Here is a 232-nt window from a genome sequence, read left to right as displayed (position 1 = left end):
ATTGTACGTATGTATTTAGGATGTATATTGTTTAGCTTGCTAGAGATTAAAGTACACTCTTCAATCTCACCTTTGTAAGTAAGAAGTAAATCTCGTTTACTTTTCCACGGCATGGCTTTGTACAGCCCCGTGTCGCCATGCTCTATTACATATTCGTAATAAGACCTTTCCGGTTCTTTAAGTTGCTCAAGACCGTCAGCTGCTGTTACACCCAAAAATTCAAACATAGACG

The 232-nt window shown here is 38.8% G+C and carries 1 protein-coding gene; it reads right to left on the bottom strand.

The window, feature by feature from the left end; genetic code table 11:
• Positions 1 to 232: hypothetical protein (locus tag IQR33_RS20915; protein WP_193844015.1), on the bottom strand; the 232-nt coding region annotated here is incomplete at both ends.

Origin of the sequence: Vibrio sp. OPT46 (assembly GCF_015163535.1) — a bacterium.
GTDB lineage: Bacteria > Pseudomonadota > Gammaproteobacteria > Enterobacterales > Vibrionaceae > Vibrio > Vibrio alginolyticus.
The sequence above is the reverse complement of the archived record's forward strand: the minus strand, read 5'-3'. Positions and strand labels throughout refer to the sequence as shown.